The sequence below is a fragment of the Rhizobium sp. X9 genome, from assembly GCF_018873185.1.
Taxonomy (GTDB): domain Bacteria; phylum Pseudomonadota; class Alphaproteobacteria; order Rhizobiales; family Rhizobiaceae; genus Agrobacterium; species Agrobacterium oryzihabitans.
The window spans coordinates 1,211,675-1,227,822 of record NZ_CP071311.1 but is presented as its reverse complement, the minus strand read 5'-3'; the positions used below and the strand labels follow the sequence as shown (position 1 = coordinate 1,227,822).

Annotated in this window: 19 protein-coding genes and 1 riboswitch; of the genes, 16 read left to right on the top strand and 3 right to left on the bottom strand. The window is 58.8% G+C overall.

Going from position 1 to position 16,148, the window contains the following annotated elements; all coding sequences use genetic code 11:
* Nucleotides 1–2: 2 nt before the first annotated feature.
* Both JZY08_RS05990 and JZY08_RS05985 read left to right on the top strand, forming a co-directional pair.
* Nucleotides 3–833, top strand: a complete 831-nt coding sequence (locus JZY08_RS05990) for an MBL fold metallo-hydrolase (RefSeq protein ID WP_216331311.1) — start codon at nt 3–5, stop codon at nt 831–833.
* A 51-nt stretch (nt 834–884) separates the two neighbouring features.
* Nucleotides 885–2,636, top strand: a complete 1,752-nt coding sequence (locus JZY08_RS05985; RefSeq protein ID WP_216331517.1) for a chloride channel protein — start codon at nt 885–887, stop codon at nt 2,634–2,636.
* Nucleotides 2,637–2,656: 20 nt separating this feature from the next.
* On the opposite strand, the gene JZY08_RS05980 is transcribed toward JZY08_RS05985, so the two are convergent.
* Nucleotides 2,657–2,908, bottom strand: coding sequence for a hypothetical protein (locus JZY08_RS05980; RefSeq protein ID WP_216331310.1), 252 nt, complete (start codon nt 2,906–2,908; stop codon nt 2,657–2,659).
* Nucleotides 2,891–3,083: riboswitch (cobalamin riboswitch) on the top strand. (Overlaps the previous gene by 18 nt.)
* Nucleotides 3,084–3,174: 91 nt before the next feature.
* On the opposite strand from JZY08_RS05980, the gene JZY08_RS05975 reads away from it, so the two are divergent.
* The 10 genes from JZY08_RS05975 (at nt 3,175) to JZY08_RS05930 (ending at nt 11,499) form a co-directional block, all read left to right on the top strand.
* On the top strand, nt 3,175–3,966 hold the full coding sequence (locus JZY08_RS05975; RefSeq protein WP_253204055.1) for a (2Fe-2S) ferredoxin domain-containing protein: 792 nt from the start codon (nt 3,175–3,177) through the stop codon (nt 3,964–3,966).
* A 16-nt stretch (nt 3,967–3,982) separates the two neighbouring features.
* Nucleotides 3,983–5,479 carry an ABC transporter substrate-binding protein gene (locus JZY08_RS05970; protein ID WP_253204054.1) on the top strand — a complete coding sequence of 499 codons (1,497 nt, stop codon included), beginning with the start codon at nt 3,983–3,985 and terminating at the stop codon, nt 5,477–5,479.
* 5 nt (nt 5,480–5,484) lie between these two features.
* Nucleotides 5,485–6,399 carry an ABC transporter permease gene (locus JZY08_RS05965; RefSeq protein WP_253204053.1) on the top strand — a complete coding sequence of 305 codons (915 nt, stop codon included), beginning with the start codon at nt 5,485–5,487 and terminating at the stop codon, nt 6,397–6,399.
* Nucleotides 6,399–7,160: an ABC transporter permease gene (locus JZY08_RS05960; RefSeq protein WP_003496050.1), complete on the top strand. Its 762-nt coding sequence runs from the start codon at nt 6,399–6,401 to the stop codon at nt 7,158–7,160. Before JZY08_RS05965 ends, JZY08_RS05960 begins: the two co-directional genes overlap by 1 nt.
* Before the next feature lie 48 nt (nt 7,161–7,208).
* Entirely contained in the window at nt 7,209–7,982 is a 774-nt protein-coding gene (locus JZY08_RS05955; RefSeq protein WP_216331513.1) for a class I SAM-dependent methyltransferase, read from the top strand.
* A gap of 57 nt (nt 7,983–8,039) precedes the next feature.
* Nucleotides 8,040–8,393: a helix-turn-helix transcriptional regulator gene (locus JZY08_RS05950; protein ID WP_216331309.1), complete on the top strand. Its 354-nt coding sequence runs from the start codon at nt 8,040–8,042 to the stop codon at nt 8,391–8,393.
* 176 nt (nt 8,394–8,569) lie between these two features.
* The gene (arsB, locus tag JZY08_RS05945) at nt 8,570–9,643 is read left to right on the top strand and encodes an ACR3 family arsenite efflux transporter (protein WP_216331512.1); all 1,074 of its coding nucleotides are present in this window, start codon (nt 8,570–8,572) and stop codon (nt 9,641–9,643) included.
* 2 nt (nt 9,644–9,645) lie between these two features.
* Complete coding sequence (gene arsC, locus JZY08_RS05940) at nt 9,646–10,068, top strand: arsenate reductase (glutaredoxin) (protein WP_216331308.1); 423 nt, start codon at nt 9,646–9,648, stop codon at nt 10,066–10,068.
* Nucleotides 10,025–10,771, top strand: a complete 747-nt coding sequence (gene arsH, locus JZY08_RS05935) for an arsenical resistance protein ArsH (RefSeq protein WP_216331307.1) — start codon at nt 10,025–10,027, stop codon at nt 10,769–10,771. The genes arsC and arsH overlap by 44 nt, the downstream gene beginning before the upstream one ends.
* Before the next feature lie 170 nt (nt 10,772–10,941).
* Nucleotides 10,942–11,499, top strand: a complete 558-nt coding sequence (locus tag JZY08_RS05930; protein ID WP_003496063.1) for a fasciclin domain-containing protein — start codon at nt 10,942–10,944, stop codon at nt 11,497–11,499.
* Between the two features lie 89 nt (nt 11,500–11,588).
* On the opposite strand, the gene JZY08_RS05925 is transcribed toward JZY08_RS05930, so the two are convergent.
* Complete coding sequence (locus JZY08_RS05925; protein ID WP_164056176.1) at nt 11,589–12,377, bottom strand: DUF4394 domain-containing protein; 789 nt, start codon at nt 12,375–12,377, stop codon at nt 11,589–11,591.
* A 204-nt stretch (nt 12,378–12,581) separates the two neighbouring features.
* Here JZY08_RS05925 and JZY08_RS05920 point away from each other — a divergent pair, with 204 nt between their 5' ends.
* From JZY08_RS05920 to JZY08_RS05905, 4 genes are all read left to right on the top strand, one after another.
* Entirely contained in the window at nt 12,582–13,127 is a 546-nt protein-coding gene (locus tag JZY08_RS05920; RefSeq protein WP_082184235.1) for a sigma-70 family RNA polymerase sigma factor, read from the top strand.
* Nucleotides 13,124–13,828 carry an anti-sigma factor gene (locus JZY08_RS05915; protein ID WP_216331306.1) on the top strand — a complete coding sequence of 235 codons (705 nt, stop codon included), beginning with the start codon at nt 13,124–13,126 and terminating at the stop codon, nt 13,826–13,828. Before JZY08_RS05920 ends, JZY08_RS05915 begins: the two co-directional genes overlap by 4 nt.
* 18 nt (nt 13,829–13,846) lie before the next feature.
* The gene (locus JZY08_RS05910) at nt 13,847–14,311 is read left to right on the top strand and encodes a ribonuclease H (RefSeq protein ID WP_137037543.1); all 465 of its coding nucleotides are present in this window, start codon (nt 13,847–13,849) and stop codon (nt 14,309–14,311) included.
* 246 nt (nt 14,312–14,557) lie between these two features.
* Nucleotides 14,558–15,139 (top strand): GNAT family protein, encoded by a 582-nt coding sequence (locus tag JZY08_RS05905; protein WP_082184233.1) that lies wholly within the window; start codon nt 14,558–14,560, stop codon nt 15,137–15,139.
* 153 nt (nt 15,140–15,292) lie between these two features.
* On the opposite strand, the gene JZY08_RS05900 is transcribed toward JZY08_RS05905, so the two are convergent.
* On the bottom strand, nt 15,293–15,943 hold the full coding sequence (locus tag JZY08_RS05900; RefSeq protein ID WP_216331305.1) for a glutathione S-transferase family protein: 651 nt from the start codon (nt 15,941–15,943) through the stop codon (nt 15,293–15,295).
* Nucleotides 15,944–16,148 lie beyond the last annotated feature (205 nt).

Here is a 16,148-nt window from a genome sequence, read left to right as displayed (position 1 = left end):
GCGTGGCAATCTACCGTCGCCGCTTCACGGTTCTCGGATGCGCGTCGTCACCCGGCGTACCGCGCATCAACGGCGACTGGGGCGCCTGCGACCCCGAGAACCCCAAAAACCGGCGCACGCGCACGGCCTTCATGGTGGAGCAGATCGGACCCGATGGCGGCAAGACCACCGTCGTCATTGATACCGGCCCTGATTTTCGCGAGCAGATGATCGCTGCCAAGGTGGAGGCGGTCGATGCGGTGCTTTACACGCACGCCCATGCGGACCACCTGCACGGCATTGATGATCTGCGCATCTATTTCGCCATCCAGAAAAGCCGCATTCCGATCTATGCCGACCCCGTCACCATGGCGCGCATCTGGGATGGTTTTGCCTATTGCCTTGAGACACCGCCGGGCAGCAGCTATCCGCCCATCGTGGAGCCGCGGATCATCGCCGATATCGACGCGACGTTGATCGTCGACGGGGCAGGCGGGTCGATACCTTTCAACGTGCATATGCAGCAGCATGGCGACGTGCATTCGCTCGGCTTTCGGATCGGCGATGTCGCCTATTGCACCGATGTCAGCGATTTTCCGACTGAGACCCTGCCGAAGCTTGCCGGTCTCGACGTTCTCGTCATCGACGCGCTGCAGCACCGCTATCACCCCAGTCATCTTTCGCTGGAACAGGCGCTCGGTTGGATTGAAAGATTTGCACCCAAAAGGGCGATCTTGACCCATATGCATATTCCGCTCGATTATGACACGGTGATGCGTGAAACGCCTGATCATGTTGAACCGGCTTACGATCAGATGCGTTTCGAAGTCGAGATCGAGATTGAAGCGCCCTAATACCGCCTGAAAAGGAACAGCATGTCGACCCGGCCTTTCCGTGCACCCAGTATGGCGAGCTTTTTCGACAATCTGCGCGCCAGCCGCCTGCGGGCGATGTTCCGGCGCGGAGAACTGGGGCTGGTGGCTCTCGCCGTTCTCATCGGCATCGCTGCGGGCCTCCTGGTGGCGCTGATCGGCGCCTTGAGCACGGCGCTGCATGTTCTGGTCTATGGCGTCGAGCGCTTGAGCAGCAGCGATCTCTCCGGCCCGATCGTGCTGGCCGGGCCGATCATCGGCGGCATCGTGCTTGGCATCATCATCTTCATTCTTTCCAAAACTCGCAAAAAACCGATGGTCGACCCGATCGAGGCGAATGCGCTGCATGGCGGCCGTCTGTCGCTGACGGATAGCATCATCGTCTGCGTGCAGAACATCGTCTCCAACGGCTTTGGTGCGTCAGTGGGGCTGGAAGCCGGCTATACGCAAATCGCCAGTGGCGTCGCCTCCAAGATCGGCATCAAGCTGAAACTGAGGCGCGGGGACATGCGTATCCTCGTTGGTTGTGGTGCTGCGGGCGCGATAGCGGCGGCCTTCAACGCGCCTCTGACAGGAGCTTTTTACGCCATCGAACTCATCATCGGCACCTATACCGTCGTGACGCTTGCGCCGCTCATCGTATCGGCGCTCGTCGCAGCCACCGTCATCGGGCTTATTGGCGGCCACGGCCTCTCCATCGATATCGTCGATGCCAGCCGTGTAACGCCGGCGGACTACGTGCCCGCCATCTTTCTGGGCGTCGTGTGCGCGGCGATCGGCATCGCGCTGATGCAGACGGTGTCCTTCATCGAAGAGACGGCGCGCAAAAGCGCCATTCCGGGCTGGCTGCGTCCGGCAATGGGGGGCGTGGCTGTCGGTGCCCTTGCGCTTATTTCACCGCAGGTCCTGTCCAGTGGCCATGGTGCGCTGCATCTCAATATCGATGCCGAATTGACGATCTACGGGCTGGCCGGGCTATTCGTGCTTAAGGCGGCGGCCAGCGCCATTTCCATCGGTTCTAATTTCCGCGGCGGCCTGTTTTTCGCGTCGCTGTTCATGGGCTCGCTGCTCGGAAAGATTTTCGCGCTTTGCGCCCCCTATATCGGTTATGGGGCGACAGCACCCATCGTCTATGCCGTGATCGGCATGAGCGCCTTTGCCGCCGCCATTATCGGCGGTCCGCTGACGATGACGTTTCTGGCGCTGGAACTGACCGGAGACTTCCAGATCACGGCTCTGGTGCTTGCTGCCGTCATCACCACCTCGCTCGTGGTGCGCACGACCTTCGGTTACTCCTTCGCCACCTGGCGCTTCCACCTTAGAGGCGAAAGCATTCGCAGCGCCCATGACATTGGCTGGATCCGCGACCTGACCGTGGGCAAGATGATGCGTGCCGATATTCGCAAGGCCAATGTCAGCATGGGTCTTCCAGCCTTCAAGGAGAAGTTTCCACTGGGATCAACGCAGCGGGTGATCATGACGCATGATGACGGTCGCTACGCCGGCATCGTCCTCGTACCGGAAATCTACGCCGATCCGATGGATCGCGACCCGAGCAAGATCAGCCTCGAAACCTATCTGCACTACAAGAATGACGTGCTACTGCCGACGATGAATGCGCGGCAGGCGGCAGCCGCTTTCGATGCGACGGAAAGCGAAGCGCTGGTCGTCGTCAACGACAAGATAGAAAACCGCCCGGTTGGCCTTCTGACGGAGAGCCACACGCTCAGGCGCTACAGTGAAGAGCTTGAATTGCGACGCCGGGAGGCCTCCGGTGAATTATAAATTACTTTATGTTGTTTGCTTTAATCATTGATATAATTGTATTTTATATAGATGATATCTTCCTTTTTATTTTTGGTTTCCGCGCGATGACGGCGGTGTGTGCGCCAATTCGGTACCGCATCGCAAAACATGGGCTTGACCAGCAAATAAAACCAAGTGTATGTAACTTTATAACGTAACAATAGATTGGACGAAGGAGACTTGCGTAGCGTGTTCACTTGCGGCGCAGGCGGTTGACAGCGGCCTGCGGCAGTGTAGGTTCGCTCCGTCATGGTTCTTCCGCCACCCGGTGGAAACTAAGAGGGAATCCGGTGAAGACCCGGAGCTGTCCCGCAACTGTAAGCGGTGAGCCAATCGCCCACGATGTCACTGGCAGCAATGCCGGGAAGACGGGTGAGGTGGCTTTGACCCGCAAGCCAGGAGACCTGCCTGACATATTGTAATTCCGTGGTCGGGGGGTGCCATGGGAATGATGGCTGTTTCCGGCATTTCGGCCGGAGGCCCGTCATTTTCGTTGCCGCCTCGTGAATGAGGCATTGTGACAACCGAAACTCAACCAATCCATCGAGAGCCCTCTCAGCCCGACGCCGTGCTGCTTGTCGCCAAATCGGCTTTCGCAGCGGCGCCGCACCAGGACATGCAGCGTCTCGCGACGCTGGCCGGCCAGTTGCGCGGAGCGAGAACCGTTCGTTTCGCCTTCACCGAACAGGGCACGCCGTCCCTGCGCGAAGCGCTCGGTGCGCTCATCGATGAGGGTTTCGGCAATCTCCTCCTCGTGCCGCTCATGCTGCCACTCGAGCCCAGCTTTCAAAACTGGCTGACCAAGACCCTGAAACGATGGCGGGCAGCGGACCCGCGCCCGTGGCCGTCGCTCTCGATAACCGCGAGCCCTACCGCAAGCACCCTCATGGCGCGCCTTCTCGAAGACCTCGCCGGAACGGCGCAGGCGCTCGATCTTTCATCCTCGGTGCGTCCGGCGGGCGAGGGGTCGCTGGTGCCTGCGCAGAAGCGCCGCGTGCTCGTCTGTCAGGGCGCCCCGTGTAATTCGGCCGGTGCTGACGCGATCTGGGGACATCTGCGCAACCAGCAGGAACGGCAGAAGCTTCGGGTTACCGGCGATGGCACCATGACGGCCAAATCGACCTGTCTTGGCCCCTGCAACCTTGCACCGGTCATGCAGGTCTTTCCCGAAGGCACCTATTACGGCGGCGTTACCGAGGAGGCTGTCGATCGCATCGTTGCCGAACACCTGCTTGGCGGGTGTGTCGTCGACGATTTCGCCTATCACCCGACCGGCCGCAAGCAGCGGCTTCGCAATCTATCCGAATAGCATGAGAGGAAACATAATGTCGGCAAAGAGCATTTCGCGTCTGGCGGCAGCCGGGCTCGCGGCTTTCATTACGGGAGTGGCGGGCAATGCGCTGGCCACCGAACCCTTGCGCGTCGGCGCCACCTACATCACAAGTGGCCTTGATCCCGCAAAGGGTTCCAATGGCTGGGCGCTCGTCAGTCACGGTGTGGGAGAGAACCTCTTTACCGTCGACAAAGATGGACGGCTTGTGCCTGACCTTGCCGAGAAAGCAGAACGCACCGGCGACTTGACCTGGACCGTGACGCTGAAACCGGACCGTACCTTCTCCGATGGTTCTGCCGTAACGGCAGCAGCCCTTGCGGCCGGATTCGAGCATACTTTCGCAACCAACAAGGCGGCGCTTGCGACAGGTGGAAAGCTTGGCTTCAAGGCAGTCGATGCACTGACGCTCGATATCACGACGGAGAAACCGGTGTCCTTCCTGCAGGCGCTGTTTGCGGAGTGGCCGCTGGTTGCCTATACGACTGCCGCCGATGGCCGTGCTCTGTTCACCGGACCGTATCAGATCGCGGATTTCAAGGCGGATACATCGCTGAGACTGGCGCCGAACACCCATTTTGCTGACGCCGGTTCCCGTTCTCCGGTCGAATTTCGCAGGTTCGGTGATGCGCAAAGCATGACCCTTGCGCTGGAGGCGGGTGAGCTGGACCTCGCCTTCGGGCTGCCCTCGGAAGTCGTGAAGCGGCTGCAAACCAATCCGGATCTGACGATCAAGTCGTTTCCGGTCGGTTATCAATATCTCGCCTTCCTCAATACCAAAAGGCCGATTACCACCGACATCAAGGTGCGTGAGGCGCTGGACCTGACTTTCGATCGCAGGGAACTGGCGGCCGCCATTAACGGCGGTGAACCGGCTACCGGCGCCTATGCCGCCTACTTCCCCTTCGCCGGAAAACAGCCGCGTCCGACCGACATAAAAAAAGCCGAAGCGCTTCTCGATGAAGCCGGATGGGTCAGGGACGGGGCAGGGAACCGTACAAAGGACGGCGCGCCGCTGCGCCTGCTCGCCATCACCTATCCGCAGCGTCCGGACCTCGTCACCATGCTGCCTGTCGTAAAGGCGCAGCTTGCCAGGGTCGGCATCCAGCTTGACACGAAGGTTGTGGAAAACATTCAGGATGTGGCGGCCGCCGGCGAGTTCGATATCGCGCTCTGGGCGCAACACACCGCGCCGAATGGCGATCCGGCCTTCTTCCTCAATTCGATGCTGCGCAGCGGCGCTTCGCTCAACTATGCGAAATATGCCTCTGCGGATTTCGACGCCATCCTTGATCGCTTTGCTGTGGCGGGCGAGGCCAAAGAGCGGGCTGCAATTGCTCTCGATGCTCAGGCAAAACTGTTCAAGGACGTTCCGGCCTCCTTCCTGGTTTCTCCGGTCTGGTATGTGGGTCTCTCGAAGCGGCTGCAGAATTATGAGCCCTGGGGTTCGGACTATTATGTCCTGCGCGCCGATATCGGCGAGGCCAGGTAATTCTGATGCAATTGCTCCGGTTCGGCATACGCTCGGCGTTGGCAATGCTTGCGCTGTCGCTCGCATCCTTCACGCTTATTGCTCTGATGCCCGCCGATCCGGTGCAAATTGCCATCCGTGTATGGAATCTTTCGGCAACGGGTGAAACCGTTGCTGCGCTGAGGGAAGAATGGGGCCTCGATCGCCCCCTTCTTCTGCGCTATCTGCATTGGCTAGCGGATTTCGTCACCGGTGACTGGGGGCGGTCCTTCCGCACCGGCGAGCCCGTTTTTGCGGAGTTTCTCGAGCGTCTTCCCGTTTCGCTCCTGCTCGGCCTTTCCGGGATGCTGATCGCCATCGTCGTTGCAGTGCCGATCGGTTTCTTCGCGGCGGCGCGGCCGGGTGGCATTGCCGATCGCGCAAGCCGCGTATTTTCAGTCTTCGTCCAGGCCGTTCCGGGCTTCTGGCTGGGGCTCGTTCTGCTCTGGGTTCTCGGCGTCCAGCTGCGATGGATCCGTCCCTTCGCGACCGACACTACAGCGATCTTGCTGCCGGTCATGTTGATAGCCTCGCATTCGGCTGCCGTCTTTGCGCGTGTCTATCGGCGAGACATGATGGAAACCATGCGGCAGCCCTATTTCCGCACCGCTCTCGCCAAGGGGCTTTCGCGCCGGCAGGCTCTCTGGCGTCACGCGCATCGCGGCGCGTTCTACGCCTTGCTTTCGGCGGTGCGTTCCGAGGCGGGCTGGGTGATCGGCTCGACGGCGACCATGGAAATTCTCTTCAACCTTCCGGGTCTCAGCCAATTTCTCGTGCAGAGCATCGCGGTTCGCGACCAGATGGTCCTGCAGGCCTATGTCATGGTCATTGCGCTATGGCTGCTCCTCATGAACCTGATCGTTCAGATACTTCAACGCTTTCTTGACCCGCGGCTTGCCTGATGATCCGATATCTTGCGCTTGCCGCATTGCTCTTGTTTCTGCTCCTGAGCACCTTCTGGCAGCCCTATGATCCGGATGCGGTGGATATTCTCGCCCGGCATTCGGGTGTGACGGCGAGTCATCTGCTTGGAACCGATCACCTCGGCCGCGACCTTTTTTCCCGCATCATGGCGGGGGGATGGCGCACGGCGCTGGTGGTTTTTTCGGTCGGCTTCATCGCCTTTACCGGTGGCACATTGCTCGGCACCAGCGCTGCGGTGCTGGGGGGCTGGAAGGAGCGCGCATTGCTGCGCTGCTGCGAATTCTTCATCACCGTTCCGACGCTGATCATCGCGCTGACAACGGCGGCGGTTTTCGGTCTCACGCCGATGACGGCGGGACTGGCGCTTGGCCTTGCCGGCATAGGGCCGACGGCCCTCTTTGCCCATTCCCTCAGCCAGCGCGTGCTTGGGCAAACCTTTGTCCATGCGGCGGAAGCCCTGGGCGTGCCGCCATTCCGGATGATCATCCGCCATCTTCTGCCGAACATTCTGCCGCTGATGGTGACCCATACCGGCAATCAGGCGGGTTTTGCGGTCACAGCTTACGCCTCGCTCGCCTTTATCGGCCTTGGAGCAGATCCATCAAAGCCCGACTGGGGCTCCATGCTCTTCGAATATCGCGTTTTTATCTTCGACCATCCGAGCCTGATGATCTGGCCGGGCGTCGCAATCGCCATGACGGTCGCCACGCTAAACGCTCTGTTCGACACGTCAGACTGACCATTTCATCAATACAGAAACAAGATGCAGCACATGGAGGATCACGCGATGGATGGCGGCAATTTCGATCTGAAGGAGGAAATCCGGGATTACTGGTCGAAAAGATCCGAGACTTTCGATCTGGCCTTTGGACACAGGATTGCGGCCGGCCCGGAGGCCAATGCATGGCAAAAGCCGATCAGGGATCTGCTGGGCACAGAACCGAAGCGCATCCTTGAACTGGCCTGCGGCACGGGCGAGGTGACACGGCTCATTCACGATCTCGACCACGACGTCACGGCGCTGGATTTTTCAGAGGCGATGCTGTCCGTGGCGCGAGCGAAACATGCCGGAAAAACGAGGCTGCGTTTCATCATGGCGGATGCTGAAAACACCATGGAACCGGACCAGTCCTATGATGCGATCATCTGCCGGCACCTGGTCTGGACGTTGACCGAGCCCGAGACGGCCTTCCGCGAGTGGTTCAGGCTGCTTCGTCCGGGCGGTCGCCTGCTGTTCTTCGATGGTGACTGGGCAAGGCCAAAGCCCGCGGGGCGCTTTGCTAGCCAGTTGATCTGGCTTATCGACCGCCTGGCGGGAGCCGACAGGAACTATGACGGCGCCCAGAGCGATCACCACGCTGCAATCATGAAGGCGCTTCCGTTCGGGCAGGGGCTGCGGCCCGCAATGCTGACGCCGCTTCTGACTGATGCCGGTTTTACCAACATCGAACTCCACTCCCATGACCCGATCGCAAAAGCGCAGCGTAAGAACGCCAACCTGCGCAACAGGCTGCGCACCTATGTTTATCAGCGCTTCATTCTGACCTGCCGCCGCCCATAAGGCAGATATCGAAAGCCGCGCTGTTGACAGATGTAATATATCCGTTATTCTGGATATATGGATAAAAGCATTGCGATAACGGCGCTCGGCGCCTTGGCCCAGTCCACTCGACTGGAAACATTCCGGCTTCTCGTGCGCCACGAGCCGGAAGGTGTTCCGGCGGGTGAACTGGCGCGTCTCATCGACATTCCCCAGAACACGATGTCGGCACATCTTGCCACACTGTCGCGGGCAGGGCTGGTCAAGAGCGAGCGGCAAAGTCGGTCGATCATCTACCGGGCGGATCTTGATGGCCTGCGTGCACTGACCCTGTTTCTGCTGAAGGATTGTTGCGGCGGCTCGACGGAACTCTGTGCTCCGCTCATCGCCGAACTCACACCCTGCTGCAGCCCGGAGGCCAGCCGCTCGTGAAATCTACCAGGCCGCCGACCTAACCACGGACCAAGACCATGATCGACGATGTCCTTAACGTGCGCACCCTGCGCACGCGCAATTCCGCTCGCTCTATTTTCCCATAGGCAAAGGTGAGGGAACGGCAACTGGGCGCGCTTTCCTTCCTCAGCAACGACGCAACGAAAGTCCGCATGATGTCAATGTTCGAACGTTATCTCACCGTCTGGGTGTTTCTGTGCATCGTCGTCGGTGTTGCCCTCGGTCATCTGATGCCCGGCGCCTTCCAGGCTATCGGTGCGGCAGAGATCGCCAGGGTCAATATCCCCGTCGCGATACTGATCTGGCTGATGATCATTCCAATGCTGCTCAAGATCGATTTCCGGTCTCTTGCGCAGGTCGGCAGCTACTGGCGGGGCATCGGCGTCACATTGTTCATCAACTGGGCCGTCAAACCGTTCTCGATGGCGCTTCTGGGCTGGCTTTTCATCGGCTGGCTTTTCCGCCCCTATCTTCCCGCCGGCCAGATCGATTCCTACATTGCCGGGCTGATCATTCTTGCCGCAGCACCCTGCACGGCCATGGTCTTCGTCTGGAGCAATCTGACAAAGGGCGAGCCGCTGTTCACGCTCTCGCAGGTCGCGCTCAATGATGCGATCATGGTCATCGCATTTGCTCCAATTGTGGGCCTGCTGCTTGGTCTGTCGGCAATCACGGTTCCATGGGACACGCTCGTTCTGTCCGTTGCGCTCTATATCGTCGTGCCCGTCATTCTCGCGCAGGTCATCAGGCAGCGGCTCATGGCGGATGGCACTTTAGAGGTGCTGGATCGCGTTCTTGCCAGGCTGCACCCTGTTTCGCTGGTGGCGTTGCTTGCAACGCTGGTTCTTCTCTTCGCTTTTCAGGGCGAGCAGATCATCGCGCAGCCGGCCGTCATCGGTCTGCTCGCCATCCCGATCCTGATCCAGGTTTATCTGAACTCCGGGCTTGCCTATCTTTTGAACCGCCTGACAGGCGAACGGCATTGCGTTGCCGGTCCATCTGCGCTGATCGGCGCCAGCAACTTCTTCGAACTCGCGGTGGCGGCCGCCATCAGCCTGTTCGGCTTTCAATCGGGTGCGGCGCTGGCAACCGTTGTCGGCGTTCTCATCGAGGTTCCGGTCATGCTCTCGGTCGTCTGGATCGTGAACCGCTCGAAGGACTGGTATGAGGCTGCCCCCGCTGTTTCCCGCCCCGATGCTTCCCGAAAGACAATCACCGAAAGGCAATGAGCATGGACATCACGATCTATCACAACCCGTCCTGCGGGACGTCTCGCAACACACTGGCGCTGATCCGCGCCGCCGGGATCGAACCGAAGGTGATCGAATATCTGCGGGAGCCGCCAACGCGCGAAGAACTCGCGACGATGATCGCGGATGCTGGCCTGAGCGTTCGAGCAGCCATCCGCGAGAAGGGGACACCCTATGCCGAACTGGGTCTCGACAATCCGGACCTCACCGATGACCAGTTGCTCAATGCCATGATCGGCACGCCGATCCTCATCAATCGTCCCTTCGTGGTGACACCGCTCGGCACCAGGCTCGCACGCCCTTCCGAGGTCGTGCTTGATATCCTGCCAGACAGCTTCAAGGGGCCATTCTTCAAGGAGGATGGCGAACAGGTTCTCGATCAGGAAGGAAAGCGAATTGCCTGACACATTCCCCGCACTGAAAGGCGAGCATCTGCACGAGATCAATCTCGATGCACTGCGTCCGGCGTCCTCGACCCACAAGCCCCGCATCCTCATCCTCTACGGCTCGCTTCGCGAGGTATCCTACAGCCGTTTACTCGCCTTTGAAGCAGGACTGTTGCTTGAAAGGTTCGGGTGCGAGGTCCGGATATTCGATCCGAAAGGCCTGCCACTACCCGATGAAGCGCCCGTGAGCCACCCGAAGGTACAGGAACTGCGCGAGCTGTCATTGTGGTCCGAAGGTCAGCTGTGGGTGAGCCCGGAGCACCATGGCGCGATGACCGGCATCATGAAGTCGCAGATCGACTGGATTCCGCTTTCTGTCGGATCGGTCCGCCCGACACAGGGCAAGACGCTCGCCGTGATGGAGGTTTCCGGGGGCAGCCAGTCATTCAATGCCGTGAACCAGATGCGCATTCTCGGACGATGGATGCGGATGATCACCATTCCCAACCAGTCATCGGTGGCCAGAGCCTATCAGGAATTCGATGCTGAAGGCCGGATGAAGCCGTCATCCTATTACGACCGCGTTGTCGACGTCTGCGAAGAGCTGGTGAAATTCACCCTGCTGACGCGTGACGCCTCAGCCTATCTCACTGACCGCTACAGCGAACGCAAGGAAGAGGCGGCCGAGCTTGAGAAGCGCGTTTCATTGGGATCGATCTGATGGGCGAGGGGGAGGCTCCCCCTGTAGGGCGAGAATAAGTTTTCAAAGAATCCGGATCGGCTGAAACTCTTTCCGTGACCGTCTCGTATCTTGTCTTGCTCCGATTATGGAGTGCCAGCCCGAGGAGGCGCGTATCGAGCGTCGGGGCAACCGAACAAGAGGAAATTACGATGATCAGGTCCACGATACGCACGCTTGCACTCGCAACAATCGTGTCCGCCATCTCCGCCAGCGCATTTGCCGCCAATCCAATGGTGGGCGGCGCTGCCATGTATGACAACAAGAACATCGTTGAAAATGCGATGAATTCCAAGGACCACACAACATTGGTCGCAGCGGTCAAGGCCGCGGGCCTTGTTGAAACGCTTCAGGGGAAGGGGCCTTTCACGGTCTTTGCTCCCACCAACGAAGCCTTTGCGGCGCTGCCAAAGGGCACTGTCGAAACCTTGCTGAAGCCGGAAAACAAGGCCCAGCTTACGAAGATTCTCACCTGCCATGTCGTGGCAGCCGATGCCATGTCCAAGACCATCGAAAAGATGATCAAGGACGACAAGGGTACGCATGACGTCAAGACCGTTGGCGGCTGCATTCTGAAAGCCAAGGAAAGCATGGGCAAGATCACGCTGACCGACGAGATGGGCGGCGTGGCGCATGTCACCATCGCGGATGTCAAGCAGTCGAACGGCGTCATTCACGTCATCGACAAGGTTCTGCTTCCGAAGATGTGACCCGCAAGATAAATGGCGTAGTGAAAAAGGCTGGCCCGAAAACGGGGCCAGCCTTCTTTTTTGAGCTGTTCAGAGCCCGCGATGGCAAATCACATTGCAGGAAGGACCGTCATGTCGCGCAGGCCCTTGTCCGCACCCGTGATTATACCGACTTCGGTTGCCGCGCCGGTTTCCAGATTGACGGTGTAGAGACTATTGCCTGCGGCCAGATAGGCAGTGTTCTTGCCGCCTTCCTCGCCGTGGATATCGAATGCGTAAGTCGCCGGCTTCTCCTTGAGGCCAAGCTTGCCGATGGCTTTCAATGTGCCGTCGTTTGGCTTTGTCTGCTGGACCAGTGCGCCGATGGTGGCATCAATATTGTACATGGCCGTTTTTTCCGGCTTGCCGATGGAATTGGTATAGGCGGCGGCGACAATATTGGGTGTCTCTCCCTTGTGCATGTCGCCGTCTTCGAAGGCGAGTGCGCCATCGACCGTGACCGCGCCCGTATCGGGATGAACGCGGTGATTGGTCGTGCCGGTCATGAAGCGCAGACGATCCGCCATGGGGTTGAAATCGACGACGACCGGGGCTTCGGTTACGGTCAGCATCTTGTCCATCTTGGCCACTTCGGTTGCCGCGCCAGTCTCAAGATTGATGGAGACGATGCGATGATCCGGCGTTACGCCGATGACGGTCTTGCTGCCCGGGCGAAAATCAATGCCGACGAGCTTGTCGACGCCGGTGACATCCATCGTCTTGGTGACGGCCGGCTTTTCGGTATCGAACATCACCAGCGTCTTGTCGCCGGTCAGTCCAAGGACCGGTGCTGAAATTGCGACGCTCGCCGTTGCTGCGAAAGCGGCCGAGGCGATCAGAGTGAAGCGGATAGGTTTCATGTCGTTCTCCCGTGCGTTGATCCGTTTGGAAGCCGTCCAGCCTTTGGTTTTCGACGCTTCCAACAATAAAGACACGCGGGATGATGCGTTTGGATGCAGCAGGCAAAAAAATATCTGCCGCATGCATCCATATCGTCGCGCTATGGGTATTATGCCAAAGCCAACTGTGGCTTGCGGTCTGAACTCGAAAGGTTTTGCATGCGTATGGGCTCCGTGCCGGACGATCTCGACAGGGCGCTCGCCGCCTGCGCCAGGGGCGACCGAAACGCATTGCGCGCTATTTTCGACCGTGAGGCAGGGCGGTTGATCGCGGTGGCAGAGCGTATCGTCAAGCGCAGGGAACTGGCGGAGGAGGTGGTGCAGGAGAGCTTCGTGCGCATCTGGACGCATGCGCACCAGTATAAAGCGGACCATGGTTCGGCTCGCGGCTGGATTTACGCCATCGTCAGAAACCGGGCGCTCAATCTTCTGCGCGACGGCAGGCGTGAACTCGCCGTGCAGGATGTTGAAACGCTTCGCGACAGTGAACAGGCGGACGAGGTAATTGCCGCATGGCAGAAACTCGACAGGAATTCGCGCCTCTATGAATGTCTCGGTGCACTTGATGAGACAAAAAGACAAGGCATCTTAATGGCTTACGTCGCTGGATATTCCCACGGCGAAATTGCCGGCCGGTTGCGTGCTCCGCTCGGGACGACGAAATCCTGGATAAGGCGAGGGCTTTCGGCACTCCGGGAGTGCATGGCATGACATTCGATCGCAAAGACATTCCGGCCATCGCCGATGACTATGTATTGGGTCTGCTTGAGGCGTCGGACGCTGAAGCTATCGAAGCAGCCATGGAACGCGACGGCGAATTGCGGGCGGCAATCGCTAAAAGCCGCGAGCGCTTTCTGCCGCTCGATACCGGCGTTGAGCCTGCCGCCGTCAACGGTGAATTATGGAACAATATCGAAAGCCGTTTGCCGCCGCAGGAGAAATCCACGACCAATAGGCCTATCCGCACCGCAAACGACAATAAACGAAACGGATGGCGATCGATTGCGATTTCCGCCATTGCCGCAACCGTCGTTCTTGCGGCCGGGTTGACCTTCAGTCTGACGCGCACAGCGGAGCCGCTGGTGATCGCAGTCCTTCTCAACGAGGCGGGAGAGGTTCAGGCCGTGGTCGAGGATTTCGGAAACGAAAAGGCGACCTTGCGGATGCTGGCTGATTTTGCCGTGCCGCAGGACAAGACGATCCAGCTATGGACGTTGCCATCCAGAGAGGTTGGGCCTGTTTCTCTCGGCCTGATCGACGGGGTTCGATCCGCACGTCTTGAAGGGCCGGTATTGCCGACACCGAGAAGCGACCAGCTCTACGAAATTACACTTGAGCAGGCAGGCGGATCGCCGACAGGCAGACCAACCGGACCAATTCTGGCAAAAGGTTTTGCACGAATGCCGCGTTGATGCGGGAAAACGAGTTCGATGACCGCAGCACTTGAAATTTACACGGATGGTTCATACGACCCGGTTGCACAATCGGGAAGCTGGGCATTCGTCGTGTTTGAAGCCGAGCAGCAGTTTCATGCCGCGCGAGGAATGGAAACCGGACTGACAAATAATGCGTTTGAAGTCATGGCGGTGATGAATGCGCTTCTGTGGCTGGATGCCCATGCGCCAGGCCGGACGGCCAGGCTTTGGACGGACTCCGCCCATGTCGTCGAGGGGTGTCATCGCTGGCGCGAAATCTGGCGGACAAACGGGTGGAAACGCATCAACCCCAATTCGCGAGCGCGGAAACGGCAGATACCAGATGGAGCTCTGTGGCGGAATGTGGATCGCTTGCTGCTTCGTAATCCCAATGTGGATATATCGTGGTGCAAGGGACACTCAGGTATCGCAGGGAACGATCTGGCGGATATTTTGGCCCGCAACAGAACGATCGCCTGAGGTTTCCGAAAGGTCTTAAGGCCTGAAACGCAAGGCTTCCAAACGATATTTAGTTCCATAATCTATCTTATGCGACTATTAGATATAAGGCGCTCATAAGAATGGAACACCCTAACGACACGCGGATTGCCAGCTTGTCCGGCGTCAGCCGATAGCGCACCCGCAAGAGCGAATGAATTGCGGACTTGTTTCTCCTGTTCCGGACCCCAAATAGCCTTGGTCTTCCGCCTTTGAATGCGAGTACCAATGAACACTGCAATCCTCTTGCCCATACATACCGATCGTCTCACCCTGCGTCCGTTCCAGCCCGACGATTTGCCATCCTACGCCGATTACCATGGGCGCGACGACGTCTATCGGTTTCTCTACACATCTCCGCCTCTGCCAGATGCGCTTGCAGTGCAGTTTGCCGAATTGCTTTCAGCTCCTTTCTCGAAAGATGGCGACACTTTGCGACTGGCGGTCGTGCGTCAAGAGGATGCGATGCTGCTTGGCGAAGTACTCCTGAAAATCGCCAGTAAAGATGCTCTGCAACTCGAAGTCGGTTATATCTTCAACCCTTCTTTCTCCGGCAAGGGTTATGCGACAGAAGCTGTGCGCGCCATCATGGATCTCGGTTTCAATCAGTTGGGGTGCCACAGGATTTTTGCACGGCTCGACACGCTCAATCATGGCTCCATTGGGATTGTCGAACGGCTGAAAATGCGCAGGGAAGCACATCTTGTCCAAAACGATCGTTTCAATGGGCAGTGGGGAGACGAATTCATCTATGCGATTTTGAAATCCGAATGGCATGCTACCCACGCAGCAAAGGTTCCAGACGCATAATCCAGAAATGAAGAAGGCCCCCTCTCCTCGCTTTCCACTCGGCCGGATTGGGTAGCCGGCAGCCTGGAAGCATTCCGGTAATGCGACGATCATCGACGCCACGGCACCACTCGCCAGCGTCGCTGATGATATTCTGGCGAGATGCGGAAAGGTTCAGCGTGACGAGGCGGCCTTGAAAACCGCCAGCTGATCGGCGAAGGCGCGTTGATAGGCGGGGCGCGCCTCGCCACGGGCCACATAGGCTGAAAGGTTCGGATATTCGTCGAGGATGCCTGAACTTCTTATCCTCTGTAGAACCGACACCATCATAAGGTCACCCGCGCTGAATGCGCCGTCGAGCCAGTCCGCCTCGCCGAGGCGCCTGGATAATTCGCCAAGCCGTTTGCGAATGCGTTCATCGACCAAGGGCAGGCGTTCATCGTGCCAGCTCCTGTCCCTTTCCACGTATCCGGCAACAAAGCGCTCGACGATTGGCGGCTCTATTGTACTGAGGGCTGCGAACATCCACGTTATTGCCCGCGCCCGTGCATCCGCATCCTGCGGCAACAGGCCGGTATGTCGTTCGGCTATGTGGAACACGATCGCGCCGGATTCGAACAGCGCAAGATCGCCCTCTTGATAGGTCGGTATCTGTCCGAATGGCTGAAGCGCCAAGTGCGCAGGCTCCCGCATTGCCTTGAAGGAAACGAGACGCACGTCGTAAGGCGCCCCCACCTCCTCCAATGCCCAGCGCACGCGCATATCACGGGCCAGACCCTTGCCGCCATCGGGCGAATTTTCGAAAGCGGTGATCGTGATCGTCATTGCTGTTCTCCATCGCGTCTTTTGGGAAACGGCTGGGAATTGCCGGGCGAAGTTTCTCCCTGCAATCCGGCATATGTTGGGCCGTTCCGGCGTCAGGTATGCGGCATCAGAATTGGCGGATGCCTGCGCGAAGACAATTCGCACACATTGCCGGGATATGTCATTGGCGTGCGGCTTTACCCACCTATATCAATCAAGGAGACGA

Excerpts from the sequence above, each read along its gene's own strand:
- JZY08_RS05985 (WP_216331517.1), top strand. The coding sequence starts at position 885 with ATGGCGAGCTTTTTCGACAATCTGCGCGCCAGCCGCCTGCGGGCGATG.
- JZY08_RS05915 (WP_216331306.1), top strand. The coding sequence starts at position 13,124 with ATGACATTCGATCGCAAAGACATTCCGGCCATCGCCGATGACTATGTA.
- JZY08_RS05905 (WP_082184233.1), top strand. The coding sequence starts at position 14,558 with ATGAACACTGCAATCCTCTTGCCCATACATACCGATCGTCTCACCCTG.
- JZY08_RS05965 (WP_253204053.1), top strand. The coding sequence starts at position 5,485 with ATGCAATTGCTCCGGTTCGGCATACGCTCGGCGTTGGCAATGCTTGCG.
- JZY08_RS05970 (WP_253204054.1), top strand. The coding sequence starts at position 3,983 with ATGTCGGCAAAGAGCATTTCGCGTCTGGCGGCAGCCGGGCTCGCGGCT.
- JZY08_RS05920 (WP_082184235.1), top strand. The coding sequence starts at position 12,582 with ATGGGCTCCGTGCCGGACGATCTCGACAGGGCGCTCGCCGCCTGCGCC.
- JZY08_RS05980 (WP_216331310.1), bottom strand. The coding sequence starts at position 2,908 with ATGACGGAGCGAACCTACACTGCCGCAGGCCGCTGTCAACCGCCTGCG.
- JZY08_RS05950 (WP_216331309.1), top strand. The coding sequence starts at position 8,040 with ATGGATAAAAGCATTGCGATAACGGCGCTCGGCGCCTTGGCCCAGTCC.
- arsB (WP_216331512.1), top strand. The coding sequence starts at position 8,570 with ATGTCAATGTTCGAACGTTATCTCACCGTCTGGGTGTTTCTGTGCATC.
- JZY08_RS05910 (WP_137037543.1), top strand. The coding sequence starts at position 13,847 with ATGACCGCAGCACTTGAAATTTACACGGATGGTTCATACGACCCGGTT.
- arsH (WP_216331307.1), top strand. The coding sequence starts at position 10,025 with ATGGCGAACAGGTTCTCGATCAGGAAGGAAAGCGAATTGCCTGACACA.
- JZY08_RS05925 (WP_164056176.1), bottom strand. The coding sequence starts at position 12,377 with ATGAAACCTATCCGCTTCACTCTGATCGCCTCGGCCGCTTTCGCAGCA.
- JZY08_RS05955 (WP_216331513.1), top strand. The coding sequence starts at position 7,209 with ATGGATGGCGGCAATTTCGATCTGAAGGAGGAAATCCGGGATTACTGG.
- JZY08_RS05930 (WP_003496063.1), top strand. The coding sequence starts at position 10,942 with ATGATCAGGTCCACGATACGCACGCTTGCACTCGCAACAATCGTGTCC.
- JZY08_RS05960 (WP_003496050.1), top strand. The coding sequence starts at position 6,399 with ATGATCCGATATCTTGCGCTTGCCGCATTGCTCTTGTTTCTGCTCCTG.
- JZY08_RS05900 (WP_216331305.1), bottom strand. The coding sequence starts at position 15,943 with ATGACGATCACGATCACCGCTTTCGAAAATTCGCCCGATGGCGGCAAG.
- arsC (WP_216331308.1), top strand. The coding sequence starts at position 9,646 with ATGGACATCACGATCTATCACAACCCGTCCTGCGGGACGTCTCGCAAC.